This is a genomic window from Larkinella ripae (genome assembly GCF_054780775.1).
Map to the genome: position 1 here is coordinate 281,598 of NZ_BAAGVR010000030.1, position 24,989 is coordinate 306,586.

25 protein-coding genes are annotated in these 24,989 nt (G+C 55.7%); 12 read left to right on the top strand and 13 right to left on the bottom strand.

The genetic code is table 11. From position 1 onward, the window contains the following. Nucleotides 1–3: 3 nt before the first annotated feature. Nucleotides 4–1,140: a BamA/TamA family outer membrane protein gene (locus ACYVHX_RS27630; protein WP_460674946.1), complete on the top strand. Its 1,137-nt coding sequence runs from the start codon at nt 4–6 to the stop codon at nt 1,138–1,140. On the opposite strand, the gene ACYVHX_RS27635 is transcribed toward ACYVHX_RS27630, so the two are convergent. Both ACYVHX_RS27635 and ACYVHX_RS27640 read right to left on the bottom strand, forming a co-directional pair. Continuing rightward, entirely contained in the window at nt 1,141–1,533 is a 393-nt protein-coding gene (locus tag ACYVHX_RS27635; RefSeq protein WP_460674947.1) for a DUF2752 domain-containing protein, read from the bottom strand. It lies immediately after the preceding gene. Next, entirely contained in the window at nt 1,508–2,041 is a 534-nt protein-coding gene (locus ACYVHX_RS27640) for a CD225/dispanin family protein (RefSeq protein ID WP_460674948.1), read from the bottom strand. Before ACYVHX_RS27640 ends, ACYVHX_RS27635 begins: the two co-directional genes overlap by 26 nt. A 294-nt stretch (nt 2,042–2,335) precedes the next feature. Between ACYVHX_RS27640 and gcvH the strand changes: the two genes are divergently transcribed. The 6 genes from gcvH (at nt 2,336) to ACYVHX_RS27670 (ending at nt 6,395) form a co-directional block, all read left to right on the top strand. Then, the gene (gcvH, locus tag ACYVHX_RS27645) at nt 2,336–2,716 is read left to right on the top strand and encodes a glycine cleavage system protein GcvH (protein ID WP_460674949.1); all 381 of its coding nucleotides are present in this window, start codon (nt 2,336–2,338) and stop codon (nt 2,714–2,716) included. Between the two features lie 51 nt (nt 2,717–2,767). Then, nucleotides 2,768–4,063 (top strand): dihydroorotase, encoded by a 1,296-nt coding sequence (locus tag ACYVHX_RS27650; RefSeq protein ID WP_460674950.1) that lies wholly within the window; start codon nt 2,768–2,770, stop codon nt 4,061–4,063. A 6-nt stretch (nt 4,064–4,069) separates the two neighbouring features. Further along, nucleotides 4,070–4,663, top strand: a complete 594-nt coding sequence (locus ACYVHX_RS27655) for a DUF4199 domain-containing protein (protein ID WP_460674951.1) — start codon at nt 4,070–4,072, stop codon at nt 4,661–4,663. A 19-nt stretch (nt 4,664–4,682) separates the two neighbouring features. Then, entirely contained in the window at nt 4,683–5,207 is a 525-nt protein-coding gene (locus tag ACYVHX_RS27660) for a DUF4199 domain-containing protein (RefSeq protein ID WP_460674952.1), read from the top strand. A gap of 110 nt (nt 5,208–5,317) precedes the next feature. Beyond that, complete coding sequence (gene gldF, locus ACYVHX_RS27665) at nt 5,318–6,046, top strand: gliding motility-associated ABC transporter permease subunit GldF (protein ID WP_460674953.1); 729 nt, start codon at nt 5,318–5,320, stop codon at nt 6,044–6,046. 1 nt (nt 6,047) lies between these two features. After that, nucleotides 6,048–6,395, top strand: coding sequence for a VanZ family protein (locus ACYVHX_RS27670; protein WP_460674954.1), 348 nt, complete (start codon nt 6,048–6,050; stop codon nt 6,393–6,395). Between the two features lie 12 nt (nt 6,396–6,407). Here ACYVHX_RS27670 and ACYVHX_RS27675 read toward each other — a convergent pair whose 3' ends face one another. Beyond that, nucleotides 6,408–7,508 carry an alkaline phosphatase family protein gene (locus tag ACYVHX_RS27675; RefSeq protein ID WP_460674955.1) on the bottom strand — a complete coding sequence of 367 codons (1,101 nt, stop codon included), beginning with the start codon at nt 7,506–7,508 and terminating at the stop codon, nt 6,408–6,410. A gap of 160 nt (nt 7,509–7,668) precedes the next feature. Here ACYVHX_RS27675 and ACYVHX_RS27680 point away from each other — a divergent pair, with 160 nt between their 5' ends. Next, on the top strand, nt 7,669–8,949 hold the full coding sequence (locus ACYVHX_RS27680) for a Gfo/Idh/MocA family protein (RefSeq protein WP_460674956.1): 1,281 nt from the start codon (nt 7,669–7,671) through the stop codon (nt 8,947–8,949). A 79-nt stretch (nt 8,950–9,028) separates the two neighbouring features. On the opposite strand, the gene ACYVHX_RS27685 is transcribed toward ACYVHX_RS27680, so the two are convergent. From ACYVHX_RS27685 to ACYVHX_RS27715, 7 genes are all read right to left on the bottom strand, one after another. Continuing rightward, nucleotides 9,029–10,342 carry a DUF4270 family protein gene (locus ACYVHX_RS27685; RefSeq protein ID WP_460674957.1) on the bottom strand — a complete coding sequence of 438 codons (1,314 nt, stop codon included), beginning with the start codon at nt 10,340–10,342 and terminating at the stop codon, nt 9,029–9,031. Nucleotides 10,343–10,476: 134 nt separating this feature from the next. Continuing rightward, nucleotides 10,477–10,800, bottom strand: coding sequence for a DUF4907 domain-containing protein (locus ACYVHX_RS27690; RefSeq protein ID WP_460674958.1), 324 nt, complete (start codon nt 10,798–10,800; stop codon nt 10,477–10,479). 8 nt (nt 10,801–10,808) lie between these two features. Beyond that, nucleotides 10,809–11,864, bottom strand: coding sequence for a Kelch repeat-containing protein (locus tag ACYVHX_RS27695; protein WP_460674959.1), 1,056 nt, complete (start codon nt 11,862–11,864; stop codon nt 10,809–10,811). 104 nt (nt 11,865–11,968) lie between these two features. Continuing rightward, nucleotides 11,969–12,937: a hypothetical protein gene (locus ACYVHX_RS27700; protein WP_460674960.1), complete on the bottom strand. Its 969-nt coding sequence runs from the start codon at nt 12,935–12,937 to the stop codon at nt 11,969–11,971. A 24-nt stretch (nt 12,938–12,961) separates the two neighbouring features. Next, nucleotides 12,962–14,413: a S41 family peptidase gene (locus tag ACYVHX_RS27705; RefSeq protein WP_460674961.1), complete on the bottom strand. Its 1,452-nt coding sequence runs from the start codon at nt 14,411–14,413 to the stop codon at nt 12,962–12,964. 95 nt (nt 14,414–14,508) lie between these two features. Continuing rightward, nucleotides 14,509–15,333 (bottom strand): PepSY-like domain-containing protein, encoded by an 825-nt coding sequence (locus ACYVHX_RS27710; RefSeq protein WP_460674962.1) that lies wholly within the window; start codon nt 15,331–15,333, stop codon nt 14,509–14,511. Between the two features lie 54 nt (nt 15,334–15,387). Continuing rightward, entirely contained in the window at nt 15,388–16,053 is a 666-nt protein-coding gene (locus ACYVHX_RS27715) for a hypothetical protein (protein ID WP_460674963.1), read from the bottom strand. Nucleotides 16,054–16,296: 243 nt separating this feature from the next. Here ACYVHX_RS27715 and ACYVHX_RS27720 point away from each other — a divergent pair, with 243 nt between their 5' ends. From ACYVHX_RS27720 to ACYVHX_RS27730, 3 genes are all read left to right on the top strand, one after another. Continuing rightward, nucleotides 16,297–16,902 carry an RNA polymerase sigma factor gene (locus ACYVHX_RS27720; RefSeq protein WP_460674964.1) on the top strand — a complete coding sequence of 202 codons (606 nt, stop codon included), beginning with the start codon at nt 16,297–16,299 and terminating at the stop codon, nt 16,900–16,902. Then, the gene (locus ACYVHX_RS27725; RefSeq protein ID WP_460674965.1) at nt 16,892–18,487 is read left to right on the top strand and encodes a hypothetical protein; all 1,596 of its coding nucleotides are present in this window, start codon (nt 16,892–16,894) and stop codon (nt 18,485–18,487) included. Before ACYVHX_RS27720 ends, ACYVHX_RS27725 begins: the two co-directional genes overlap by 11 nt. Nucleotides 18,488–18,637: 150 nt before the next feature. After that, entirely contained in the window at nt 18,638–19,057 is a 420-nt protein-coding gene (locus ACYVHX_RS27730; RefSeq protein ID WP_460674966.1) for a DoxX family protein, read from the top strand. Between the two features lie 15 nt (nt 19,058–19,072). On the opposite strand, the gene ACYVHX_RS27735 is transcribed toward ACYVHX_RS27730, so the two are convergent. Continuing rightward, nucleotides 19,073–20,263 (bottom strand): alpha/beta hydrolase-fold protein, encoded by a 1,191-nt coding sequence (locus ACYVHX_RS27735; RefSeq protein WP_460674967.1) that lies wholly within the window; start codon nt 20,261–20,263, stop codon nt 19,073–19,075. 84 nt (nt 20,264–20,347) lie between these two features. Between ACYVHX_RS27735 and ACYVHX_RS27740 the strand changes: the two genes are divergently transcribed. After that, nucleotides 20,348–21,112, top strand: a complete 765-nt coding sequence (locus ACYVHX_RS27740) for an NUDIX hydrolase (protein ID WP_460674968.1) — start codon at nt 20,348–20,350, stop codon at nt 21,110–21,112. A 119-nt stretch (nt 21,113–21,231) separates the two neighbouring features. Here ACYVHX_RS27740 and ACYVHX_RS27745 read toward each other — a convergent pair whose 3' ends face one another. Together ACYVHX_RS27745 and ACYVHX_RS27750 are read right to left on the bottom strand one after the other, a co-directional pair. Further along, nucleotides 21,232–24,084, bottom strand: coding sequence for a PQQ-dependent sugar dehydrogenase (locus ACYVHX_RS27745; protein WP_460674969.1), 2,853 nt, complete (start codon nt 24,082–24,084; stop codon nt 21,232–21,234). A gap of 212 nt (nt 24,085–24,296) precedes the next feature. Then, nucleotides 24,297–24,950: a YceI family protein gene (locus tag ACYVHX_RS27750; RefSeq protein WP_460674970.1), complete on the bottom strand. Its 654-nt coding sequence runs from the start codon at nt 24,948–24,950 to the stop codon at nt 24,297–24,299. Nucleotides 24,951–24,989: the final 39 nt, after the last annotated feature.

Genomic DNA, 24,989 nt, shown 5'->3' on the forward strand with positions numbered 1-24,989 from the left:
AATATGGGAATTCGCCTGAAAGGTATTTTGCTGTTGGTATTATTGAGTTTGCTAAGTCTATCCGGTCGGGCGCAGGGGAAAATCGTTGGGTACGTGAAGAAAGTTCTGAACGACACCTCGTCGGCCGAAACCTCGAAATTACTGGTGTTTCCCACCGCCGGTTTTGCTCCCGAAACCAGCATCGAAGTGGGCCTTCGGGTTTTCTCCCTGTTCTACGCCAAAAAAGACACCACCGTCAACCGGCTCAGCGAAATCGTTCTGTATACGTTCGTGACGTTTCGCGGGCAGTTTGGTGCTCTGCTCGAAAATGCGGCTTACACGCATAAAAACCGGTATTTCTTCTTGGGCCGGGCCCGCTATCAGCAATTTCCGCTGCTCTACTACGGCATCGGCCCGGCGACTTCTTCGGCCAATCCGGCTTTGGTCAATTCCAGTTATTTTCAGATTCGTCAGCGGATTTTGCGGCAGGTGAAAAACAATTGGTACGCCGGCGCGGAAGCGGATTTTCAAAGCATTCAGCGGGTGTCGTTCGAACTGGACAACCACCCCGGTTTTGAACTGCCGCTCGGCGGAACCGGTTCGACAACGATGGGACTGGGCGCTGCGGTGGTCTACGACGACCGGAAAAACGTGCTGAACGTGCGGAAAGGTCACTTTCTGGAAACCGGAATTTTATGGTACCGACCCGGTTTTGGCAGTGATTTCAAGTACCGGGCTCTGGTGCTCGACGGGCGGCTGTACCGAATGCTGGGACGACCCAACCGGGTGCTGGCGATGCAACTGGCCGGCACGTTTATGCAGGGCGATATTCCGTTCAACAACCTTGGCCTGATCGGGGGCGAGTCGCTGATGCGGGGGTATTACCTGGGTCGATACCGCGACAAAAACGTGCTGGCGGGGCAGGCCGAACTGCGCTGGCTGCCGTTTGGGTTCAGCAAACGCTGGGGCGGAACGCTGTTCGCCGGTTTAGGGACGGTGGCGCCAACGCTGGGGGCCTTTCAGCTCAACCAGTTGCGCTGGGCGGCCGGGGGCGGGGTGCGGTTTTTGTTTTTCCAGCGAAAAGACATTTTTCTGCGGGCCGATCTGGGCGTTACGCGCGAAGGGACCGGTTTTTACATTTCGCTCGGCGAAGCGTTCTGATCAAGGCAGGTTGCGGCCAATCCAGAACAGAATCACAATTCCAAACACCAGCAGGCTGGCGGTTTTGCCGTAAAACCGCTGGTAAAAAACCGGATGCGTGTGCCGCAGGGGCGTATAATCCAGCACCAGCCCGAGCAGAATGTAAGGCAGGGAGACAACCAGCAGGGGATTATACTGGAACGCCCGTTCGATGTGGCCGTGGCTCAACTGGTGCAAACACCGTTGTGAACCACAGCCCGGGCACTCAAAACCGGTGAGCAGCCGAAACGGACAGGGTGGAAAAAAAGACACCTGCGCCGGATCGAACCAGCGATACAGCACCGCCAAACCGACCAGGGCCAGCAGGCCGAAAAACCGCCCGGATCGCTTACCGATACGAGTTGGTAATGCCACTGAAAACACCGATGAAAAACAGGCCCATGTACACGATCCAGAGCCCGATGGCCACAAAAAAGCTTACTTTGGTCCATTTGGCGGCTTCGTCGGACGCCCGTTTCGCCCCGGTAAAATCGCCGTTGGCGTAGCGCGAATCGACATTGGCCGCGTTGATGATCCCGGCAATTCCGAAAGGCAGGCAGCAAAACAGCGTGGCCAGAATGGACTCAACCAGCCAGTTTTTGGGCTTGGGAGGCATTCCCGTGAGCGGCTGGTTGGGCGTATACGATTCCTGAAAAGGCCGCACCACGGGCGGAACCGGCACGGGCGGCTGCACGGGATCCGTCGGAAGAGGGGGAGCCGAGGAAAGCCATTCGTTGATTTCGGGAACCGTTTGGGCCGCTACCCAGTCGGGCAAGCCCTGGGCCCAGACCTTCGTATCCGGTTGGATGGGCTTGCTGCGGAGTTCGTCCAGGGAAAACGGGCCAAATTGCTGATTGCCTTCCAAGTAATAATACTGCTTCATTGAAAAGGAAATAAGGGTGGACTGAAAAACCGGCTCAACGGGTGAATACGGCCGGATGTAAGATAGAAAAAGTTACGATTCGATCGGGTATTGACGAAATCATTTTTGTGTGTGCGGTCCGAAGTTGAGCCCGTGGACGATGAAACCACCCGCGCAGTGGGCCGGCCGCAGGGGTCGATCTCCCAAAACCGCCCGGCAATCTTTTTGCAGAAAGGGCCGGAAACAAAGGCCGGGCTGAAGGTTTGTAAAACCGTTTTACCTGTGTAACTTGCAGCGTTAAACGAACCGTTACGTATGAATTTTCCCGGAGAACTGAAGTATACGCAGGACCATGAGTGGATTCGCATCGAAGGAGACACGGCTGTGGTTGGCATTACCGATTTTGCGCAGAGTGAGTTAGGTGACATTGTTTTTGTGGAAATCACGAGCGTCGGCCAGAGCCTGGCGAAAGGCGAGGTGTTTGGCTCGATCGAAGCCGTAAAAACCGTGTCGGATCTGTTTCTGCCCATCGAAGGCGAAGTGCTTGAAATCAATCCGGAAGTTGAAAAATCGCCCGAACTGGTCAACGACGATCCGTATGGCCGGGGCTGGATCGTGCGTCTGAAACTGACCGACGGTGCCGAAACCGACGACTTGCTGTCGGCCGATGCCTATAAAGATTTGGTGGGCGCTTAAATGCCGATTTGATCAGGAAGCTCCACCCGGGGCTTTTTTTTTGCATTCTCCATGAAATTACTCATCCGTGCCGCCCGAATCGTAGACCCCCGGTCGCCCTTTAATGGACAGGTTCGTGACGTTTTACTTGAAAATGGTCTCATCCGCCAGATTGGCGACTCGCTCACCGTCGAAGACGAGGGGGCGGCTGTCCAGCTTATCGAACAGGACGGCTTGTGTGTCTCACCCGGCTGGGTCGATCTGCGGGTGTCGGCCAAAGACCCCGGTTACGAACAGAAAGAAGATCTCACGACGGTGTGCCGGGCGGCCGCGCGGGGCGGTTTTACGGATATTGCCGTTCTGCCCAATACCAAACCGGTTGTCGATTCCAAAAACACGCTGGGCTATGTCCGGCAGGCCACGCAGGGGCAGCCCGTGAATGTCCATGCCATTGCGGCCATTACGAAAGGCACGGAAGGGCAGGATTTTACGGACATGATCGACCTGCACCACGCCGGAGCGGTGGCTTTTTCGGACGGTGAAAAACCGCTCACGAATCCGGACCTGCTGCTGAAAACCCTGCAATACCTGCAACCGTTCAACGGCCTGTTGATGAACCGCCCGGAAGAAGAGAACCTAACGCATTTCGGACAGATGAACGAAGGGCTTTCCAGTACGCTGCTGGGACTCAAAGGGATGCCCGCCATGGCGGAGGAGATGATGGTCGAACGGGATTTGCGGCTGGTAGAATATACGCATCCGCCGACGGCCAATCCGGCAACGAATACGGTTTTGCATTTTTCAACGATTTCGACGGCGCGCTCGGTTGCGTTAATCCGACAAGCCAAGCAGCAGGGGTTGCCGGTGAGCTGCGATGTGGCGGCCCACCAGCTGGCGTTCGACGATACGGCGCTGATGGGGTTTGACACGAACCTGAAAGTGAATCCGCCGTTTCGCCTGCCCGCCGACCGCGACGCGCTGAAAACCGGGCTGGCCGACGGAACCATCGACGCGATTGTGTCGGATCACAATCCGCAGGACGACGAAAGCAAGAACATCGAATTTGACCACGCGGAGTTTGGCATCATTGGGCTGGAAACCGCCTTTGCCGTTGCCCGGACCCATCACGCCGACCTGCCGCTGGAGCAGCTGATCGACAAACTGACGCACGGCCCGCGCCGGATTTTGCGGCTACCCGCACTGACGATCGACGAAAACCAGCCGGCGACCCTGACGTTATTTGATCCGGAACTGGCGTGGACCTACGAAAAAACGACTTCCCGCTCAAAAAATTCACCGTTTTTTGGCAAAACCCTGCGGGGAAAAGCGTTATGGATTATAAATAAGGGTTTTGTTGAACATGTCTAAAATCGAGTGAAACAACTGTTTTCCTATTTCAACCATCCGCTGTTAAAACTTCCGGTTCTGTTTGGGCTGGTAGCGGGGGTGCTGTGTTTTCTTTATTTTCTGGTCCTGTATTGGCTGGGCATTGTGCCGCTGGGCAATATCCGGGTGCTGGATTTCGGGTTCCAGATTATTATGATGGTCGCGGCAGTCTGGTATTACCGCAAACACATCGGCAAGGGGTTTCTGCATTTGTGGGAAGCCTTGACGATTTGTTACGTGGTCAACACCGTGGGCGCCCTGCTGACGGCCTGGCTAATCTACCTGTTTGTGAATTATGTTGATCCTGAGGTTTTTACGCGCTATCTTGCTGATATGCGGCACTTGCTGATCTCCACCAAAGGGCGGCTGGTCGAAAGGCTGGGCGCGGCCGAATACCTGACAGCGCTGAAGAACATCGACACGATTACGCCCGAAACGCTGGTGGGCGACGAAATCAGCAAAAAAACCGTGCTGGCTGTTTTACCGGTTCTGATCATTTCGCTGCTGTTCAGAAAGCAGGATTACAGCCTGTATAACCCGGCTCCCGACGCACCGAATCCTTCAAAACCCTCTCAATCATAACGGATTAACCGCTAAAATTATGGAAGAAAAACCGTCTACCGCTCGTTTGGCCCTGAAATGGGGCCTGATTTCCGGGGTGATTTTCATGGTGTATACAACGGCGATCAACGTGACCGGTCAGTTCACCAACACCACTTTACCCTGGCTAAGCCTGGTCATTTCGATTGTCATTGTGGTAATGGCCATGCGGGAATACCGGGCCCTGAACGGCGATTACATGAGCTACGGCGAAGGGGTTGGGCTTGGCACGCTGTTGTCGGTGGTTTCGGCGATGGTTTCGTTTACATATAATTTTATCTACACGACTTTCATCGACCCGACGATTCGGCAGCAAACGCTGGACAAGGTACGGGAGCAGATGGAAGAGCGCGGTATGCCGGACGATCAGATCGAACAGGCGATGGAAATGACCGAAAAATTCCAAAGCCCCGGTTTACAGTTTTTGTTTGGTATTCTGGCTGCGGCCTTCTTCGGTCTGATCATTTCGCTGATCGTGGCCGCTTTCCTGCGTCGAAACAAACCGGACTCGGGTTTCCCGAGTTAATGAAAGCGATCAGAGATTGGGACACGAGCATAAAGTTGAAGAATAAACTGTTGATTGTGCGTACCAGACGGCTTTATCCTCGTAACCCACTTCTGTCTTCCCACTAAACTATGCTGCCTGTTTTTCGCAAAGAGATTAACGGTTTTTTCAGCTCACCGGTCGCCTACGTGATCATGGCGGTTTTTCTGACGGCGGTAGGGCTGATGCTGTGGGTTTTCCCGGAAACGAGTGTCCTGAATTACGGGTATGCCGATCTGGGCGTTTTTTTCAACCTGACGCCCTACGTCATGCTGTTCCTGATTCCGGCCATCACCATGCGATCCATTGCTGAGGAAGTGCGGGCCGGAACCATTGAGTGGCTGCTGACCAAGCCGCTGACCCGCTGGCAGCTGGTGCTGGCTAAGTTTTTAGCTAACTGGCTGTTAGTGGTCCTGTTATTGCTGCCTACCCTGGTGTATTATTATTCGGTGTATCAACTGGGCAACCCGCCCGGCAACGTCGATTCCGCTTCGGTATTTGGTTCCTACGTGGGCTTGCTGCTGCTGGGCGGAGTTTTCGTGGCCGTCGGAATGTTTGCGTCGTCGATCAATGAAAATCAGGTCGTTGCGTTTGTGGTCGGCGTCTTTTTGTGTTTTTTACTGTACGTCGGTATCAGCGAGCTGGCGGGTCTGGAATGGTGGGGTAGCCTGGCCTATCCGCTGAGCTGGCTGGCGCTCGACGAGCAGTACCAGGCGTTGGGCCGGGGTTTGATCGATTCCCGAAATGTCTTTTACCTAATGAGTGTTATCACCGTATTCTTGTTTCTGACCGAGTGGCGCATGACCGCCCTCATCCGCTGATATGCGACTGGAAGTTCTGATCAAATGGGCCGCCATCGGCTGGACCCTCGCCATTTTCATTGGCTGCGCCTGGCCGAACGATTATCCGGCCCCGGGCGAAACCGTCAACGACAAGTTTATCCACTTCTCGATTTTTGCCGTCTGGAGCTTCCTGTGGGCCACGCTCTACCGGTTTCCGCTGCGCATTTTCATCATCGGGGTGCTGTACGGTTTCGCCATTGAACTTTACCAACTGGTGATGCCCATCAACCGCAGCTTCGAATGGCTGGATTTGCTGGCCGATGCCGCTGGCATTGTGGGCGGGCTGGCAGCCTTTGTCCTGCTGGGCCGCTGGCTCATGAAAGGTTGAAAAGTCCTTTTCCTACGGTTTTAGAACCGTCGAAACCGGTGGGCCAACCGGGTGTTCGCACTTGAAGTCCTGCCCCAGCAGCCGCGCCAGCGTAGCCGCCAGCTGGTTCTGGAATAAAACCGGGCCGCCGGATTGTTCGCCGGTGGGCGGGGTGTCGGGCCCTACTACGGCAAACCACATCTGGTAGGAGTCGGCGGTTTTGGCGCCGTGTGCTTTCCACGTTGCTTTCGGCGTGTGACCCCGCCCGTGGTCGGTCGTAATGAGGAGCGAGGTTTTTCCGGCATACTGCGGAATTTGCTGGATGGTTTTCCAGAGATCGGCCAGAAAAGCATCCACGGCGTTCACCATGCGCAGATCGTCGGCATAGCGCCCGGCGTGGGCCAGTCCGTCGGTTTCGTCAAACTGCATGAACAGCACGCGGGGGCGGTTTTGCAAGACATAGTTTTTCGCGGCAAAATAGGTCAGAAAATCACTGCGTACGGTTTTGTCCCAGACCTGCGGAGGCACAGTGGCCATCATGCTGTTGAGCAGCGAATCCGCGCCGGTTTTGGGGTTCACAATCAATTCGTTGGCGGAGTTGGCGTAAATACCGGTTTTCTTTTCGTTTACCGCGGCTTCGATCACGTCCCAGGACGAAAAGGCCGCAATCTTCCCCTTGAATTCAGGCTTGTTGTGCAGAAACTCGAGCACCGTCGTGTTCGGGTTGTCGATTTTGTCGTTGGATTTGATGCGATCATCGGCGTACCCCGACAGAATTTCGTTGTAGCCCGGGTAGCTGAACCAGAATGGATTGGCGGTATTGACCCGGCTTCCTTTCAGGCGGTTGCCGTATAGTTGCCCCTGTTTGGAAACCGTGTTCCAGAGAAACGGAAACAGCAACTGGCGTCGTTGCTGCGGGCTGGCCGCCCAGAAGAATTTGCGGGCCGCTGCCGTATCGGGCGAATAAACCGGGTCGAACAGCAAGGTGGAGTCGGCGCCGGAAAAAACTTCCTGCCAGCGAACGCCGTCGAGCGTCACCAGAATGACATTTTGCGTTTGCTGCGCTATCAGGTGCTCTCGGTGGCCCAGGGTCAGCAGAAGAATCAGGCAGGCAGTTGGAAGCAGTCGGTTCATACGGATTCAGAAAGCCGGGAAGGGGGTCGGATGGCGGTGTAAAATAACAAAAAGCCGTCAGCGCCTTTGGTTTTCAGTCTGTTAATTTTTTGTGAAGATTAAACGAAGGCAATCCGACTATTTTGTACCTTGAGACTTCACCTTCCGACCCTTTCACCGTATGAATCACCCCCTTAACCGCCGGGATTTTTTGAAACAGAGCAGCGCCGGGGCGCTTGGGTTTGCCCTGTGGCCCGCCATAAAAAAGGTGGCCCCGAGCGACCGGCTGCGCATCGCCCACATTGGACTGGGGGGCATGGGCAACAACCACATGGGCTGGTTTGCCAAACTGCCCGAAGTCGAAATTGTGGCCCTTTGCGATCTGGATCAGCAGCATTTGAACAGCAGCCTGAAACGCCTGTCGGAGCTCAACCCCGGCACCAAAGCGCAGGGTTACGACGATTTTCGGCGGATTCTGGACCGCAAGGATATTGACGCCATCACGGTGGCAACGCCCGACCATTGGCACGCGCAGATTGCCATTCTGGCGTTTCAGGCCGAGAAAGATGTGTACGGCGAAAAACCGCTTTCGTTCGACGTGCGCGAAGGGCAGAAAATGCTGAAAAGCCTGAACCGGCACAAGCGGGTTTTTCAACTCGGCACGCAGATTCACGCCGGCGATAATTACCACCGCGTGGTGGAGTTGATTCGGGGTGGCGCCATTGGCAGGGTGCACACGGTTCGCTTGTGGAAAACCGGCTTGCCGCCCGACCTGGGACCGGCCAACTACCAGACGCCACCCGCCACGCTGAACTGGGACATGTGGCTGGGACCCGCTCCGCAGTCGCTCTACACTCCGCAGCGCTGCCATTTCACGTACCGGTATTTTCTGGATTATTCGGGGGGCGTTTTTCAGGATTTCTGGTGCCACATCGCCGACGTGGTCTGGTGGTCCATCCAGCCCAAAAACCTGAAAAGCGTCAGCGCCACCGGGGAAGCACCGGACGGCATTGCCGACGCGCCCAAGTCGATCCGGATTGATTATCAATTCGAAAACCTGAAACTCCACTGGACTTCCGAACCGCCCACCGTGCCGGGTGCCGCCAAAAAAGGCATCGGCGCGTATTTTGAAGGCGACAAGGGGACCTTACTCTGCGATTACGGCTCCCGCGAAATCACGGTCAACGGCGTGGTGATGACCGATATTCCGGAAATTGCCCAGAGCCTTAAGCGATCCCCCGGCCACCAGCAAAATTTTGTCGATGCGGTTAAATCCCGCTCGCAGCCCGAATCGAATCTCGAATACGCCCGGCAAATGACCATGCCGATGCACCTCGGGCTGATTTCGTACCGGCTGGGCCGCAAGCTGGAATGGAATGCCAGGCGGGAAAAATTCATCCACGACCGGGAAGCCAACTCGTACCTGTCGCGGGAATATCGGAGCAAATGGGATTTGATTTAACGCGAACGATGCGGTTTTTGCGTCTTTCAGGTTTACAGATTGCTAATCAGAGGCATACTTTTATTGCTCGGTTCGATCATCAATAATCAGAGGTAACGTACAGCTTCAGTTTGATGCGATCGGTGGGATTCTGCCGGTCGCCGAGCGCGGCCCGTTGCAGCATGGTTTTCAGCGTCAATTGACCACTGGGCACTTTCAGGACCATCGGCCGGTTGGTGGTTTCGCCCCGCATCAGCTGGTTAATGTGCCGGGTAATGTTGAACACGTAGCCGTCCTGCCATTCGATTTCGTCGGATTCATACGAATACGCAGCGACGGCGGAGGTTTCGCCATTGACCAAACCGGGCACCGCTTCCACGGTTTCGTTCTGGGAGTTGGTAAAATACAGTCCCAACTGGGCCGGAGGGGCCGCATTGTCGCGCGGGTCTTTCCGAATGGGTTCGATTACCAGTTCAGCCCTGTTCAGCCCGATAAAACCGTCCGGTTTAATGAATTCGCTCAGCGACGGAATGTCGAGCCGGGTGGAAAGAAACGCGCCGGGAATCACAAACGACGCATTCTGGGTCGTCCGGCTGGGCACCGCATCCGTGGCCCGTTGCAGCGCCTGCAGGGGCGTTCCGCTGCGGTTGTTGGTCAATTGGGTAAACAGTCCGGCCTGAAACGGAAACAACAGGTTACCTGCCGTCTGGCTGATGTCATTCCCCCGGTAATACAGCCGGATGCCGGAATTGGCCGACGTCAGGTTAAACGCCAGAAAAACGTTGCTGGCCGAGGGACTCAGAAAAGCGAATCCTTTCCAGTAATCAGCCAGGGTTTCGGCGCTGCTGATTTCTTTGCTGACCAGCTTATCATAAAACGTTCGGGCCAGTACGTCGGGCAGCCGAACCCGGATTTGCCGGTTGGCGTCCCTGAATTGCGGCAGCACCGAATGCTGAACCAACGGCTGCGGGTTGTAGGCAACGGCCTGCGTGTTGTAATGAACGGCCCCGGCTTCGAGCGGTTTTTGAAGCTGGTGAATCTGCACCAAGACCGGCTTCAGCGTATCGCCCACGGCGTAATTGAAATCCATTTCCAGCACCAGCGAGTCGAAGCGGACGCCTTTTTGCCCGGGCAAATCGTTGGTCACGTAGGCGAGGGAGGCAAAGCTGCGGGCTTCCATCAAACCCGTCTGGGCGTCGGTCCAGCGGCCCACCAGAACACTGCTGTCGGACGAGGTGATGAACGAGTCGGGAACCATCACCGTAGACAGGTTAACGGTAACCGTATCAATGTATTGAATCTGACTTTCGTCGGGTTTGATCAGGGTTTGCCCGACGTCCAGATCCCCCGACAGGCAGGCCGACAGCAGCAGGCCGACCAACACAGGGAGCGCAAAGCGCAGGAAATTATGCATACAAGGTCACGTATTTGAAGTTTCCGGTATTCGGTTGACCGTTTAGGGCGCTGATTCACAGCCGCAACAGCGCCTTCCCACGCTGGAAAGTGTGTGTCAACCACCGTAAACGGTCAACCGAATAGCGTAAACGATTATCGAATCGGAATGCCCAGCTGCGTCAGTTCCGTGGGGCTGAGCGTGGGTGGGAACTGTCCCAGCCGTAGTTTGGCCACAACCCGTTCCCCCACGCGCCGGGCGAGTGCTTCGCTCACAAAACCGTGTTGCCCGGCCTGCCCCGGCACGGTGGGCTGGTCGATGACGGTTTTTCCGTTCAGGACCATCTGGTAACCCCAGCCCGCCGGGGTGGTCATCGTCTGGAGTTTATACTGCGGTTTGGAACGAAACCGGCTGTAGGCGGTAACCACCGCCAGACCCAGCAGCAGAATGGCCAGGGATTGGAACTGATTGCGTTTCATCGGGTCGCTTAGTTGGCGTCGGTGTCCTGTTCAAGCGTGGGGTCAAATTCCCACAAGTCGTCGAAACGGCCGGAGCCGCTGCTGCCGGTGGTCACGTAGCCTTTGCCGTTGATGGCAAACCCGAACGCATACTGCCGCGCCGATCCTTCAAACGTGCCCTGTTCGAACCAGTCGTCGGTGGCGGCATCGTAAACCCAAACGGCGGTGGAACCGTCGCCCAGGGTGACGTAGCCTTTTGAGCCGATGGAAAAACCGACGGCGTAGCTGCGCTGTACGAGATCATCGCTTTCAAAATCGTCTTTTTCGATCCAGAGATCCTGAGCCGCATCGTAGGCCCACCAGTCTTTTTCGGCCGAGCCGTTGTTATTACCGGTTCCGACGTAGGCCAGTCCGTCGATCACGAACGAAAGGGCGCCGAGACGTTTGGCTCCCCCGTAGCTGGCTACTTTGGCCCAGGCACCCGTGGCCGGATCGTACGACCAGAAATCCTTCAGGTAATTGCCGTCAAAACCGGTGCCGACGTAGCCCTTATTGCCGACCGAGAACGCCACCGCATTCCGCCGGGCGGTTCCGCCGAAATCGGCAATGCGTTTCCAGGTGTTGACCGCCGGGTCGAACTCCCAGAAATCTTTCAGCCGGTCGCTGTTGGCGTTTAATCCCGTACCCAGATAGCCTTTTGTGCCCACCGCGAAACCGACGGCGGTGTTGCGGGCTTCTCCCCCAAAATCAGCCAGTTGAGTCCAGGTGTTGCGGGCCGGATCATACGACCAGAAGTCCTTCAGCCGGTCGTTGTCGGCATTGCTGCCGGTGCCCATGTAAGCCACATTGTTCAGCACAAAACCGGCTACGGCGTTCCGGGCCACCCCTTCAAAATCGGACCGGCGCTGCCAGTCACCCAGCACGGCCACATCATCTTCCGAACGGCAACTGCTCAAAACCGCCCCCCAAAGCACCCAGACCAGCGCGTAGCCGATGCCCGTCAGAACGGCCGGACGACGGACTTGAAAATAACGGAAAACCGGCGGGGAGAAAGGCGATAACCGACGTTGAAATAAACTTTTCATGGAAAAAAGGGGAAAGTGATTATGCAGAAAATCGCATTGCCGGTTTGGCAATGGGGGAGAAACGGGTGGTTACTGAATTTTTTGGTAGTGAAAACCATACACGGTCAGAGAGCGGGCCGTCGTTTTTCGGGAGCGGGTTCCGGTTTGTGGCCCCGCAGGTTGAAAATACCCGGCATGTTGCGCAGGTCATAGCGGAGTGCGTACACGTACCGGATCGATACGCCCACGCTCCAGCCACTGCCATCGCTCCGCAGAACGGCGGGCTGCGACGCTCCGCTATTGACGCTGTACAACAGGTTGGTTGTTATGATGTTACCGAGTCCCCAAACCTTCCGGGCAAACAGACTGAGTTCGGTCCGGCCGCCCAGCTTGACCGTGTATTCGGCCGAGGCTTCGGCCAGGCCGGTCAGCGTCGGACTCAGGCGGGTGACGCCAAAAAGCTGGATGGTATCGAGCTGAACCCGGTTGGTGCGCCGACCCAGACTACCACCGGAGCCGCGGTATTGATACCCTTCTACGATAAAGCTGCTGAGTTGCTGGCCGTTGTTCGGAACCACCCAAAAACCGGCCCCGAGCCACAAACCGGACTTTCGGCTTCGGCTGCCAAACCGCATGAGCCGTTTGCCGCGTACCACAAAACCGTGTTTGTTGTTTTCAAACTGCAAATCAAGCGCGTTTGCGCCCTCACCCACAACGAGCGTGTTGTGGATCGGGGAGCGGGCGTAGCCCCCTTCCACCGCCCAGCGTTCGTTGCCGACCCAGCCGATGAGGGCGCTCCAGCCGGTTTGCGTGGTGGCTTTGGTGCTGATCAAGCCATCGAAGGTCTGGTTAAGCTGGCTGCGATCCGTCCGGAAAAAACCGTCCATTCCCACGTACCAACGCTCCCGTATATACGCTTCGCCGTACCGGGCCACCAGCTGCGTCAACTCGGTCCGGCGGTTGCGGGCCGACCGATCCGCCAGGCGACGCTCACCGGCGGGTTCGACCGGCGGGCGGTAATAGTCGGTGAGGGCCTGGGCAAAAGCCGGAGAGACGATCACGGAAAGCCAGAGCGTGGTCAGTGCGGTTTTCATGGGCAGCCAGCTTAAACGTAGTGCTTATAGTTTGATGGCTTTAAAGTTGGACAAGCTTCGGATCATCCGGCCTCCGCCCGCTTTGCGCTGGATGGACGAACCGATGGTGGTAAGCGGGTTAGGTTCGGCCACCCCCCGGCGGGCCAGTCGACTGCCGGTGATCTGAAACAGGGCTTCGTTGAGCAGGGCCTCGTTCACATCGCCCAGCGGTTGCAGGTTCAGCGGTTCTTCCACTTCGACGCCGGGCGTAAAACCGCCCGAATAATCGGACTGCCCCTGGCTGTTGAACGATTTGAAAACGATGGGTTGCATGCCCCACTTGATCTGTCCCGAATCATCGACGATCGTGATCGATCCCACATTTTTGCCGTAGGTTTTCGTGCCGATGGTGGTGACGGTCATGTAGGGCCGCAGGCCATTGATAATCAGTTCGCTGGACGATGCGGTTCCGTCGGTGGTCAGCACAAACACCCGCTGAAGGTTGTTGCCGATGTTCTGCGATTTGTTCAGAAACCGCTGCACGAAGAATTCATCGCCGTATTCCTGCTTGAGGTGGGGCGTCAGGGTCGAGTTCCATTCTTCGCGGAAATAGACTTTGCTATTGTCGATTCCCTTGCCGATCAGGCTGGCCAGATTGGCCGATGAGGAAGTGTAACCGCCCGGGTTGTAGCGCAGGTCCAGCACCAGTTCATTCACCCCTTTGGCTTTGAAGTTGCTGAAAATAGCGTCGACCTGATTGTCGTATTCCGATCCGTTGCTGTTGTTCGGCGCCGGAACAAATTGGTTATAAACCAGATAACCGACGGTTTTGCTGCCAACCGTGTAAACGGAATCCAGAAAAACCGGGTTGGCCTGAAAAACCGTTGTCGTCACCGAACGACTTGTTTCGGTATCAACGATGGCGTTATTCTGAACGGCGGCCAGCCCGAACGAGAAGACCGTGCCGCCCGAATACAGCAGCGAAGCGTAATTGCCGGTGGTAATGGTTTGCCCGTTCACCTTGCTGATGATATCGCCCCGCTTAAAACCGGCCTGTTCGGCGGGTGAGTTGGGGAGGACATACAGCACCTGCGCAATGACGTTCGTAGAACCCTGCGCCCGCAGGTACAGCATAAATTCCATCCCGGTCGTGGTCGACTCGCCACTCAGCGACGCCGACAGGGCATCGGCGTTTTCTTCGATCCACGAAAACCGGTCGCCGTCGGGGCGCGCGGTGGCATCGTAGGTGTACAGCAGCGAATCAAAAAAATCGGAGGGCGCCAGGCTCAGGTCCGGGCTGGTCGGAATCTTATCGTTCCAGTAATAATATTCCCGCATATTCTCCAGAATCCAGTTCGTAGTCGTCTGGTTTTCAGGGGCAGTTGCGGTGGGTTCGGGTTCAACCAGATCGGTTTCTTTTTTGCAGGATGACAACAGCCCGACCATCAAAAGGGCCATTCCCCACCAGGCGGGGTTACTACGCAGGTTGTGTTTCATTGGTTTTTCAGGTTGTATTCAGGACACACTTTTTTCCACACTCTTTTTTACGTTCCCGGCCGCATTACCGGTCGGCCGGGAACGTAAAAACCGGCTCATCGCCGTTGCTTCAGCACGTGTTTGAACGTGCCATCGGCCGCAAAAAGCAGGGCGACCGGTTTTCCGTCGGCAGTTTTCAGCACCACAATCAGTTCACCTGCCGCATTTTTGGCGGCATCTTTAATCGTCGAACCCGCGTAATTGGCGGTGATGTAGGTCGTCACGGCAGCGGGCAGATCGGCCACGGCAACCGCCGTATACGTGCCCCGCACCGGTTTCGACACTTCCTTGTTAAAGGTTCCGTCGGGGTTGAATAGCAGCGTTTTCGATTGGTCGCTGACGACAATCATGACCAGATAGCCGCGGGCGCTGTCTTTGGCTGCGGTTTTGAGTTCGGCACCGGCGTAATTGGCGCTGATGTAACTCGTGATGGCCGCGGGCAAATCCGTGAGGGCAATCTGCTCCAGGTTTCCTTTCGGCCCGTGACCTTTGCCGCGTGGCCCGCCTTTTTTGCCCCCGGCCCCTTTCAGGCTCAGTTCTTCGTTAAAGCTGCCGTCGGCATTGAACAACAGCGCTTTGGCTTCACCGTTCTGCGTGATGGCGACCAGGAAGTTGCCGCTATCGTCTTTGGCTGCGTAGTCGATGGTGGCACCCGCATACGTCGTGGTGAGGTAGCTGCTGACGGCGGCCGGGAGTTCGCTAACGGCGATTTTGGTTACTTTTTTCCGGCAGAAAAAACCGGAACTATCGGATGCCAGCCGGGCCGTGCTGGTGGCTGAAAGCGTCGCATCGGATTCGGGCGTTACAGTCTGTTGACTCTGATTGCAACCGTACAGGCCGATGCCCAGCACGGTCAGTGCGACTAAAAGGGATTTTTTCATTGGTTTGCTGTGCTAACTTGGTGGATTATAAATAGATAATTGGTAATGCATCGATCAGGTGTCCAGCTTTAGCCATCCGGTCGTCTTGCTGGGTTCGGTGCGGTAGAAGTCGTAAAGGCGCCGGCCAATGAGCTCGTGGCTAATAGCGTTCAGGCGTTCGCGGTCGTCGGTAATGAAAAATTCGTCACGCTCGTCGACCAGCGCCTGCACGTCGAAGACCCGGAAACCCCGGTGTCGTCCTTCGCTTTTCAGCAGGTCGCTTCCTTTCCGGCGCAACCAGCCACTAACGGGTTCGCGGTGCGGAAACGGCGTCATCAGAATCACCCGCTGGCGGTGAAAAGCCAGGGTTTTCAGAATCAGCGACAGATTTTCCCGGACTTCGCGCAGGGGCCGGATGCCGCCCAGCCACGACTGGATGCGTAATTTCCAGACCGTAGCGTACTCCTGGATATGGTCGCCGGTGGAGGGGCGCAGGGCCAGCCGGGAGTCGCGCAGGTGGCGGTTTGCGATCTGGAGGATGATCAGGTCGTACCGCCGGAGCGGCATGCGGTGCAATACGTCTGCAATGGTGCAGAGGGCCATCGGCGCGTAATAAGTTACCATCACGTCCTGCCCGCTGCGCTCAAGTTGCTGCACAAACTGGTCAATATAGCTTTGCCGGGCGTTGAGACCCGAGTCGTAATGGAGACTATCCGCAATGACCAATACCTGTATTTTCATTGCCTTTTCACGTTCTGGTTCGGAGTTGGAACGGGCGCAGGCTACAGGGCCGGTCCGGTTTTCCAACGATTCACTTGCCAGTACGCCCGCTTTTTCGCCACCGTTGCAGGAAGAATCGAAAAAAAACCGGAATTTCAGGAAATAAAAAAAAGTGAAAAAAAAACGGGTTGGGCTGCAACACCCGGCCTGATTCCGGCGTACTGGATGAGGATGAGTGAATCGTTTACTTAAATCGTTACGGCCTTGTTTTTTCGAAAGCGCCCTTCCTTCGCGGAAAACGATATTGATAGTGTGATTGAAGCCTGCCGTACCCACGATGCGCAGGCTCAGCGCGTTTTATTTAAAAAGTTTTACAGTTACTCCAAAAGTATCTGCCTGCGGTATTCGGCAACGGTGGAAGAAGCCGAAGAGGTGTTGAACGAGAGTTTTCTGAAAGTGTTCCAACGGCTGCATCAGTACGATGCTTCCCATCCTTTCAAGGCCTGGCTCCGGTCGATTCTGATCAATACGTCCATCAGTTACTACCGCAAATACCACAAACTGGACATGAATTCGTTGGAGTCCGGGCAGGATGTGCCGTTTGAAGACGATGTTGTTGACCGGATTTCGGCCGACGAAATTCTGGCGCTGGTGCAGCAATTGCCGCCCGCTTACCGGACGGTTTTTTCGATGCACGTAGTTGATGGCTACAGCCTTCGGGAAATTGCCGAGGTGTTGCAAAGCAATGAGGCCACAATCCGGTCGCATTTTTTACGCTCGCGGCAACGTCTTCAGCAGGCGATTCGGTCTGCTTATCCCCATCTCTTTCCATCCGATCCTGCGATTCCTATTCGTTACTATGAAAACTGATAAATTTGAGGAATCTATACGAAAAAAGCTGGAGGGCATAGACCCTCCGTTCCGGGAGAACAATTGGGTCCACCTTCGCTCGGTTCTGCGTCGCCATGGCGTGCCTTCCATCGGCGGCACCGTCACGCAATGGATGGTGCCCATGCTGAGTGCTGCGTCGGTGGCCGGGTTGCTGGTGCTGACGGTCTGGCAATACCGGACCAATCAGCACCTGAAACAAACCGTTCGGGCGCTGAACGACACCGTGACCCTTCTGCAACAAGCCCCGCTGGAAGCCCCGCTGGCGGTGGCTCCGAAAACCGATACCGTGTACATTACCAGGGAGGTTTTGGTGCCCCGGTTGGTGCCCGCCCCGCCCCGCTCCCTGCCGGATGCCGGCCAGGAAAACCGGGAGGACGAAAACCGCCTGGAAAGCGGTCTGGCGACTGATGGCGCTCCGGAGCCAAACCGACGCCGGAGCGACGGAACCACCCCTGCTTCGCCGTTTCAAAAACCGGGTGACAGGCCGCCGTTGGAACAGCCCGGATCGTCGGAACGGTTGACTGACGCGCAAAAGCCGCCGAACGAAACCGGCTCTGAAAACCCCGGACAGGCGCTTTCCGAAGAAGCCGTTCACAACACCGCCCCGTCTGCTAATTCTTCCCGACGGGGTCGGGATGGCTGGAACCGCAGCGGGGACCGTCGGTATTCGGCCCGGCAAAAACCGTCGCCCGGATTTGAAACCAGCCGGCCGTTTTCCGGAGCCGCTTCGGGCCTGAACACCGAACCGGGTGCTGCGGCTCCCTCAACCGGTTCGCCGGCTGCTCCTGCCATTTCGTGGGAACCGGTTTTGAACCGGACGGTGGCGTTTGATTCCAGCTATTACGCTGAAAATTACCAGCGCCGGGTCCGCCGGATTCGCCCGTTGTACACTCCTTCCGTTGCTACGGCTGTTGCCGGAACGGCCCGGCCGAAAAAGCAACCCGAGGTGGAAGAACCGCAGTCGCGCTTCCGGTTCCGGCTGGGGGGCGGGGGCGAAATTGCGGGCGGCCAATCCGGTTTTGGACTGGCGGGTGAATTCCTGGTGGGTAAGCATCTGGCCATTGGCCTGGGACTAAACCGCCTGAAGCTGTCCGGCGATGAGTTTTTCAACGACCTGCAATATTACCAAAAGCGAAAGAGCGATTTCCGGCGGGACTTCCCGGGCAAAGTTCCGGTTGATCCGAAGATCGAAGTGCTGAACATCGGCCAGCGCGCCAAATCCTGGCAGGTGCCGGTGACGCTCACTTACCGTCTGCCCATTGGCAACCAGGTGGCCCTGCTGCCGACGGCCGGGGCCAGTTTCAGTCTGGATACCCGCGAGGAGATTACGTTTACGCGCCGGAAAGGCCCCAGCCTCTACGACGGATTTAAGCAGGAAGTCTTTGACCGGAAATGCGAACCCAGTCTGTACAATAGCTGGCTGGTCAGCCTGGGCGTCGAGAAACAGGCGGGTTCCTGGGCGCTGCAAATCATGCCTTACTTATCGAATCCGCTGCTGAGTTCGCGCAGTAGCCTGAACCAGACCACCGCCGGTTTTCGGGCGCGGATCCTGTATCAGTTTTAAGGAAGAAAAAGGAGAAAGACGGTAGCCAGGTAACTAAGGGTAAACACCTTGGCGAAATCGCCTGGCTACCGTCTTTTCGGCCTGCGCCGAAACGCGGCCAAAACAAGAATCCCGGGAAGGTCGTTTAGTATCCAACTATCCAACCTTTCTATGAAAGCACTCTTCGGAACCAAAGCCAGCCCATCGACGGTTCATGCCGTGTTGTTGCTGTTGCGCCTGGGCGTGTCGGCCCTGATGCTGACGCACGGCTGGCCCAAATTCACCAAAATCCTGGCCGGTAATTTTCAATTTGGCGACCCCATTGGCATTGGTAGCGCGCCCTCGCTGATTCTGGCTACGCTGGCCGAATTCGGGTGCTCCCTGCTGCTGATCCTCGGTTTTCAGACCCGGCTGGCCGCGCTGGTACTGATGATCAATATGGTAGTTATTGCGTTTTTTGCGCACGCCAGCGATCCGTTTGGCAAAAAAGAACTGCCGTTGTTGTTTTTCCTGATTTATGCGACGATCTTTTTTGTGGGCCCGGGCAGCTATTCCGTTGACGGTCGCGGCAACAAAACCTGGCCCGGTTGATCGGTTTTTCGAGGCCTATTTTTTGCGCCAGAGATTCGGCAAAAACCGGTAATACAGCAAATGACGCCAGGTTCCCCAGTCGTGGGCTCCGTCGCCACCGACGTAGTATTCGTGCCTGATGTTGTGCTTCTGCAGGGCGTCGTGCAGCGCCACGGCGCGCAAACCGATGGTCGCTACTTCGCCGGTTCCCTGTCCGACAAACAGATAATCGACTTTCTGGTTGACGGCCGGATCGTTCAGAAATTTCGCGCTGGTCTGCTGGGTGTTCAGATCGCCGGAACTCAGGCAACCAAACGAACTGAACAAATCCAGGCAATTAAATCCGACCAGTTGGGTGTGCCGTCCGCCCATCGACAAACCCGCCAGCGCCCGACCCTGCGGCCGGGTAATGGTGCTGTAATTTTTGTCGACAAATGGAACGATCTGCTTGCGTAATTCTTCCTCAAAAAGCTTGAACGTCAGCTCCGTATGCCGGGGATCACTGCGGTGAATGACCTGGTTGTTCGGCATGGCAATGATCATTGGAACGGCTTTTCCTTCGGCAATCAGATTGTCCTCGATGAAGTTCGCCCGTCCGTCCAGCGCCCAGGTAGAAGCCAGCTCTCCGCTGCCGCCAAGCAAGTATAAAACCGGGTATTTTTTCTTCGGATTGTAACCCGGTGGGGTGTAAACGTAAATTTCCCGTTCGCCATTCAGCACGTCGGAATGGTAAATATGCCGGGTGACGGCGCCGTGCGGTACGCTGCGGGCGTCGTAATAGGCCGGGCCGTCGCCGTGCACCACCAGCTGGCTGTAGCCCGGCTGATCCGAAAAACCGGTCAGGGTGTTGTTGGGATCGACCACCGTCACGCCGTCGATGATAAATTTGTAGACGTAAACATCCGGTTTGACCGGCCCAACCGTCAGCGTCCAGAGCGTATCGGTTTCTTTTTTGAAAGGAATCGGCTTGGCAGCCTTGAGCGCCAGCAACATCGGTCCGCCCGTGAGCAGCACCTCCCGGGCCTGCGGAGCTTTCAGCCGAAAGGTGACCATCCGGTCGTTGCCCACATCGGGCGAAATGACATTGGCGCCGAACGGATTTAAATTTTGGGTGTTTTGGTGCGGATTCCAGTCTAAATTGACGTGGGCCTGCTGCGCCCAAACGAGCGGTGCGAAGATCAGAAAAATGCAATTCAGTGAGAGGAAAAACCGAAGTTGTGGGATCATGGGCGAGCCGGAAGTAAAGCGTCGATTAAAAATAAATATCGAATATGTACTTAATGCATAAAGCAGATTTTTTATTTTTTCCTTATGAATTACAAAAAACAACTGGAAACGTTCTTTGCGGAAGCCGACGAAAAGTGTTTGCCGGGTCTTTCGATTGACTGTATAATCTTCGGTTTTTTTAATAATCAATTAAAAGTATTGCTGTTGCGGTGGAAACAAACGGAAGAGTGGGGCTTGCCGGGCGGTTTTATTTACAAGGAAGAATCGGTTGATGTGGCGGCCCAGCGTACGTTAAAAGAGCGAACCGGCATCAACGAACTTTTTTTGCAGCAGTTTCACACGTTTGGCGAAAATGCCCGGTACGACCGGGAAGAGATCAGTAAAAAGCTCCACTGGCCGGATAACTCGACGCGCCGGTGGCCCAATCGGACGGTTTCCATCGGTTATTTTGCCTTGGTGGATTTTTCGAAGGTGACGCCCACCGCCGATTTTCTGACGGACGAATGCCGCTGGTGGGACGTCGAAAACCTGCCACCCCTGTTGTTCGACCACAACCACATCATCGAAGTGGCGCTTAAAACGCTGCGGGTTCAACTGAGCTGGCAACCCGTCGGTTACAATTTACTGCCCGAGAAATTTACGATGCCCGAATTGCAGCGACTTTACGAAACCATTCTGAACCGCCCGCTTGATCCCCGAAATTTTTCCAAGAAAATGCGGGCGCTGGGCATCATCGAAAAGCTGGAGGAACAACGAAAAGGCGGGGCTTTCAAGTCACCCTTTCTCTTTCGCTTCAATAAAGAAAAATACAAAAAAGCGCTGAAGGAAGGCAACCTGGCCTTTAGCTGATACGACAAAGAGGAACGATGAATTATAAATGATGAATGATGATTTTAAAAGTGTTTTCCAATCCAGAACTTTTACATTCATCATTCATCATTCATCATTCATCATTTTACAATTTGGGTTTATTTCTTTTCCAGATTGAATTTAACCCCCGCCAGTGACAGCAGTGGCTCGATGTCTTTGGCCCGATCGTTTTTAAACACCAGGTACACATCGTGCACGCCGTTTGTTTCTTTCAGATCGACTTTCGGATAAACCGGGGCGCGGGGCGGAGCGGGCGTTGCCGGTGTTTTGGCCGCCGTGGTGCCGGTGTTCGTGCCACCCGCGTTCTGAATGGCCGTCGCCGTGGGCGCGGCTGTTCGGGGTTGGGCGACTTCAACAGTGACCTGGCCGAGCAGTTCGCCGGTCGGTGAATCCCGCCGGATTTCGATGGTCCCGCCAACGGCTCCTTCGCGTTTCTGGGCCGCAGCCATCAGTTCCAGTTGTTTAATATCAGTCAGATCCAGCTTTTTAAAACCAATGTACCCGTTTGAAAAGGCCATCAGGCTGACGCCGTTCCCCATGCCGCGCGCCTTGATGTCGACGCCTTTGGTAATCTCCGCATCGACCGGGCTCAGTTCCGGATTACGCAGAATGATCTGACTTTCCGAGGTTTGAGAAGGAATGGCTTTCACAGGTCGGTCGGTGTAAGCGGCCCGGACCAAAACCGCCCCTTTGCCGTTGTCGCCTTCCGGGATTTTAACCGTATAACTGCCCTGAACCGGCAGGGTACTCAGCGTTTTTTCGGTGCTGTTCAGAATGTATTTGACAAGGACTGCCGCATCGGCGACCGGCATGGCCGGGTGCGCGGGCATGGCCACTTCACCCCAGACACCGCCACCGCCGTTGATGATCTTCTTGATCAGACGTTCGGTTTCGCCCGGTTTGCCTTTGGAACGGTTCGCAACCTCGTGAAACGACGGCCCGACGGATTTCGACGCCACCTGATGGCATACCTTGCAATCGCTTTGCCCGATCAGCGTCTGGGCCACGGCAAATTGCGTGGAAGCATCGACACTGCGCTGACTCTGAATCACTTCGGCATAATCAAACCCCTGGGCGGTGTAATCGATGCTCACGGCCACCCGCGCCGGATTGATTCCCGAAGCCGCGTTTGATTTGGCCAGGCTGCCGTCTTCTTTGTCCGTCACCTGAACTGCGTACTGAATCGGTTTTTCGGGAAAGAAAAAGGATTGGTTACCGGTCAGGTTCACGGCCACGGCGGGTGGTTCGTTGCCCGCAATGATTTTGACCGACTGGCTGTTGCTGGCTCCTTTCGGGTCGCTGACGGTCAGGGTGGCCGTATAAACGCCCGGTTTGTCAAACGAAACCGCCGGGTTGGCGGTCGTGAAGGTGCGGGCGGCCCCGCCCGCTGACGCCACTTTCCAGAAGTATTTCAGGGCATCACCGTCGAAATCCTTGCTGCCTTCGGACGACAGGGTAATTTTGAACGGAACCGTGCCGCCGGTTTTGCTGGCCGACGCCTGAACGAGCGGTTTGCGGTTTCCACCGTTGTACTCCAGCCGAACGAGCCGCGAATTGTCGCTTTTGCGGAACCAGTTGCTGCCGTATTCCAGTACGTACATATCGCCGTCCGGCCCGAATTTCATGTCAATGGGCTCCACCGGGCGGTAGCTGGGCAACACGCGTTCCATCGACTGGTAATCGCCATTGGCGTCCATCGTGATCGCCATGATCCAGCCGCGCGAAAAATCGGTCGTGATCCATTTGTTTTCGTAATAGGCCGGCCACGGACGCTTGGGATTTTTGAAATCGGAGCGGTGGTAAACCGGGCCGCCGGTGGCCGAACGCGAGCCGCTGCCGACCAGCGGAAACTTCTCGGAAACGCCGTACGGGTAGTAAATAAAAGTAGGAGCTACTGGCGGCAACTCCGTCAAACCCGTGTTGTTGGGCGAATTGTTGACCGGTTTTTTCGGATCTTTTTTTGCCAGCGGTTTATTGTTGGCGTAATCATACACCGGAAACGCCTGATCGTCGCCGACAAACCAGGGCCAGCCGAAGTTACCCGGTTTTCGACCCTGGTTCATTTCGTCGTAGCCGCGCGGTCCGATTTCGGTGTCTTCGTTGGCATCCGGACCCACTTCGCCCCAGTACAGAAAACCGGTTTTGCTGTCGATGGAAATTCGCCAGGGGTTGCGGTGGCCCATCGAATAGATTTCCGGGCGGGTTTTGGCCGTGCCTTTCGGGTACAGATTACCGTCGGGGATGGTGTAGGAACCGTCCGGTTCGGGGTGGATGCGCAGAATTTTGCCGCGCAAATCGTTCGTGTTGCCGGCGTGCCCCTGATCATCCCAACTGGCGCGGCCGGGCCGTTCGTCGGTTTGGGCCGCCTGCTGGTTCCCGGTATTATTACCAACGGTCAGGTACAGATTCCCGGTTTTGTCCCAGGTCATGCCGCCACCGGTATGGCAACAGACTTCGCGCTGCGTTGTCACGTCCAGCATCACTTTTTCGGAGCCTTCAACGAGCTTGTCATCAACCAGATTCCAGCGGGTCAGAATGTGTTTTTTCTCGGTCGGATGGGCGTAATAGAGATATACCCAATGGTTTTTGTCGAAATTCGGATCGAGTGTCAGGCCCATCAGCCCTTCTTCGGCTTCGCGCGACACGCCTTCGGCGCTGGTGTATTTGGTGTTGACCGGAATGGTGGCAATGAGGTTGACGGTTTTGGTAGCCGGATCGTATTTTTTCAAAGCGCCCTTCCGCTCGATGATGTAGACCCTTCCGTCCTTGTCTACTTCAAACACCATCGGTTCGTCCAGCCCTTCAGCCACAACGACCGGCGTAAACCGGCTTTCGTCCGGTTTTTGATGGGCAGGATTGTCCTGCCAGGTAAACGAAGCCAGCCCAGCCACCAGCGTCGCATTGAGCAAAAATGAAAAGGGTCTGGAGAGACGGTTTTTATCCTTCATCATAAAAATAGAGCCCCGATCGGAACTCGTTGTGTACTAATTTACAGAAAAAGTCATTCGTTGTTACAAAAGCTTTTCCGGTTGTTTCGATACGTATGGAAGTAAGGAAATCAGAGAAGCCGCTGAACAACGAATGACTTTGAATTGGTAAGCAGGAAGGTGCAGAGAAGTTCTGAGACCTGGCAGGTTTCAAAACCTGCCAGGTCTGAATCAGATTACATCGGTTTTGATTTTTTACCGACCAGTTTCAGGTCAAGCGAAAAGGTGTCTTCGATGATTTTGTCGGCCGCCGTGCCGATCAGCGCAGCCCGGTATTTGATATCGTACTCCAGCCGGTTGACGGTCAGTTTCGCAACGGCTTCCACGTTCTCGCCGTCCTGCTTGACAACGGCCGGGAACGTGATTGGCTTGGTGGTGCCTTTAATCATCAGATCGCCGGTGACGTTGTAATTGGGCTGACCCGCAGCCGCGCCGGAAATCGGGGCCAGCTTGGTGATTTTGAAGGTCGCCGTCGGGTTTTTGTCGACCGCAAAAAAGTCGTCATTTTTCAGGTGCGTCACCACGCGCTCGCTGCCTTTGTTTTCGGTAATCGTCGTCATGTCGGCGGTGAAGTTGCCGGCCGTTAATTTTTTGCCGTCAAAAACAAACTCGCCTTTGGTGAGCTTGATGTTTCCGGTGTGTTCTCCACCTACTTTTTTGGCATTCCAGATGAGGGTACTTTGTTCGGTATCAACGGCGTACGTTACGGATTTGGCAACGACCGCGCCGGGCCGTTTACCGGGGCCGCTGGTTCCGGCGATGATGGTCAGCGGGGTCGAGGCCAGGAGAACGAACGCTAGTAAGCCGGCAAAAATTTGGTTGGTTTTCATGAATAGAGAGGTTGGTTTATTATGAACGGTTTTTGCTAG